Annotated in this window: 1 protein-coding gene; it reads left to right on the forward strand. The window is 73.2% G+C overall.

Annotated features, from left to right (window positions below; translation table 11 throughout):
- The first annotated feature begins 152 nt into the window (after positions 1–152).
- Positions 153–2921: a pullulanase-type alpha-1,6-glucosidase gene (pulA, locus tag ACJOT3_RS33845; RefSeq protein ID WP_406977207.1), complete on the forward strand. Its 2769-nt coding sequence runs from the start codon at positions 153–155 to the stop codon at positions 2919–2921.
- The last annotated feature ends 16 nt before the right edge of the window (positions 2922–2937 follow it).

The raw sequence follows: 2937 nt of genomic DNA on the forward strand, positions 1-2937 counted from the left end.
GGCGCGTTCCCGGGGCTTGTCATCTTTCCGGGGGCCTGTCGTCGTCATCTGAGCGCAAGTTTTCAGAAAGCCACTGGAAACCCTTGCGCGAGTGATCGGGGTCTCATTACCGTGCGGGGGACACCCCTCCCCCCGAGAGGACCCGCACCCCCATGAGACCTCCCCGCGTGCGCCCCGGGCCCCGCCCGGCCCTGCTCGCCACCACACTGGCCCTGGCCCTGCTCGCCCCCGGCGGCGCGATCGCCCTCGCCGCCCCCGCCGAGCCGGCCGCCGCGGAGGGGGTGGACCTCACCCGGCAGCGGGCCCACTGGATCGACGCGACCACCGTGCTCTGGCCCGCCGACCTGGACCCCGACGGCTCCTACGCCCTGGTCGCCTCCGCCGACGCGGACTTCGCCGTCGACGACGGCCGGATCACCGGCGACCACGACCTCCTGGAGCTGACCCCCGACCCCGACGGGCTCACCGAGGAGCAGCGCGCGGCCCGCCCCCACCTGGCCGACCTGTCGGTTCTGGACCTGGGGACCCTCGGCGCGGCCCGCCTGCGCACCGCCCTCACCGAACGCCTCACCGTCGTCGAGCTCGACGCCGACGGCACCGTCACCGCCGCCACCGGCGTGCAGATCCCCGGCGTGCTCGACGACGTCTACGCCGCCGCGGCCGACGCCGACCTGGGCGTCACCTGGGACGCCAAGGGCCTGCCCACCGTCTCCCTGTGGGCCCCGACCGCCCGCTCGGTGAACCTGGAGCTGTTCACCGCCGCCACCGGCGGCGTCCAGCGCACCGTCCCCATGCGCCGCGACGACCGCACCGGCGTGTGGTCGGTCAAGGGCGGCGCCGCCTGGGAGGGCCGCCACTACACCTTCGACGTGCGGGTTTTCTCCCCCTACGCCGACGACGGCCGCGGTGCGTTCGTGGCCAACCGGGTCACCGACCCCTACTCGGTCGCCCTGTCCACCGACTCGGCCCGCTCCCGGCTGGTCGACCTCGACGACCCGGACCTGGCCCCCGCGGGCTGGGCCGACCTGGCCAAGCCCGAGGCCGTCGGGTTCGAGGACGCGGCGATCCACGAGCTGCACGTGCGCGACCACTCCGCTGCCGACCCCACCGTGCCCGCCGACCTGCGCGGCACCTTCGCGGCGTTCGGCGAGGCCGACAGCGACGGGATGCGCGACCTCGCCGAACAGGCGCAGGACGGCCTGAACCATGTCCACCTGCTGCCGGTCTTCGACATCGCCTCGGTCCCCGAGGACCCCGCCGACCGCGCCGAACCCGCCTGCGACCTGGGATCGTTCGCCCCCGACTCCGCCGAGCAGCAGGCCTGTATCGACGAGGTCCGCGCACAGGACGCCTTCAACTGGGGCTACGACCCCTTCCACTACACGGTCCCCGAGGGCTCCTACGCCACCGACCCCGACGCGCGCATCACCGAGTTCCGCACCATGGTCGGCGGCCTCAACGGCGCCGGGCTGCGCGTGGTCATGGACGTGGTCTACAACCACACCCACCAGGCCGGGCAGGGGGAGCAGTCCGTGCTCGACCGGGTCGTCCCCGGCTACTACCAGCGGCTCGACGGCGACGGCGGCGTGGAGACCTCCAGCTGCTGCCCCAACACCGCACCCGAGCACCTCATGATGGGCAAGCTCGTGGTGGACTCGGTGGTCACCTGGGCCCGCGACCACAAGGTCGACGGCTTCCGGTTCGACCTCATGGGCCACCACCCCAAGCAGAACATGCTGGACGTGCGCGCCGCCCTGGACGCCCTCACCCCGGAGGAGGACGGCGTCGACGGGGAGGCCATCCTGCTCTACGGCGAGGGCTGGAACTTCGGCGAGATCGCCGACGACGCCCGGTTCGAGCAGGCCACCCAGATCAACATGGCCGGGACCGGCATCGGCACGTTCAACGACCGGCTGCGCGACGCGGTCCGCGGCGGCGGCCCCTTCGACGCCGACCCCCGCGTGCAGGGTTTCGGCAGCGGCCTGTACACCGACCCCAACGACTCGCCCGCCAACGGCACCGAGCAGGAGCAGGCGGACCGGCTGCGCCGCTACCAGGACCTCATCAAGGTCGGCCTGACCGGCAACCTGCGCGACTACCGGTTCACGGACTCCTCCGGCCGGGAGGTCACCGGCCGGGACGTCGACTACAACGGCGCCCCCGGCGGGTACAACCTGTCGCCGCAGGAGGCGATCACCTACGTCGACGCCCACGACAACGAGACCCTGTACGACGCCCTCGCCTACAAGCTCCCGCCGTCCACCCCGATGGAGGACCGGGTGCGGATGCAGGCGCTGTCCCTGGGCACGGCGGTGCTCGGGCAGGGGCCGGTGCTGGTGCACGCGGGCAGCGAGCGGCTGCGCTCCAAGTCGCTGGACCGCAACTCCTACGACTCCGGCGACTGGTTCAACCGGTACCCCCGGGACTGTTCCGAGGGCAACAACTTCGGCGTCGGCCTGCCCCCGGCCTGGGACAACGAGGACAAGTGGGTGTACGCCCGCCCGCTGCTGGCCGACCCGGCGCTGGTCGCGGACTGCGCGGCGACCGACGCCTCCCGCGACCGGTTCGGCGAGCTGCTGCGGATCCGCGAGTCCACCCCGGCGTTCTCCCTGGGCACCGCCGAGGAGATCCAGGCGCGGGTGTCCTTCCCGACCAGCGGCGCGGACGAGGCCCTGGGCGTGGTCACGATGCACATCGACACCGCCGGCCTGGACGGTCAGTGGACGTCGGTGACCGTGGTCTTCAACGCGACGCCCGAGACGGTCGGGCAGGGGGTCGACGCCCTCATCGGCGGCGACGTCGCCCTGCACCCGGTGCAGGCGGAGTCGAACGACGGGGTCGTGCGCGAGTCGGCCTTCGACCCGCAGACGGGCACCCTGACGGTGCCGCCGCGCACGGTCGCGGTCTTCGTCGAAGGGTGACCGGGTCCGGGCGCCG

The organism is Nocardiopsis protaetiae (genome assembly GCF_045446735.1).
Classification (GTDB): Bacteria; Actinomycetota; Actinomycetes; order Streptosporangiales; family Streptosporangiaceae; genus Nocardiopsis; species Nocardiopsis protaetiae.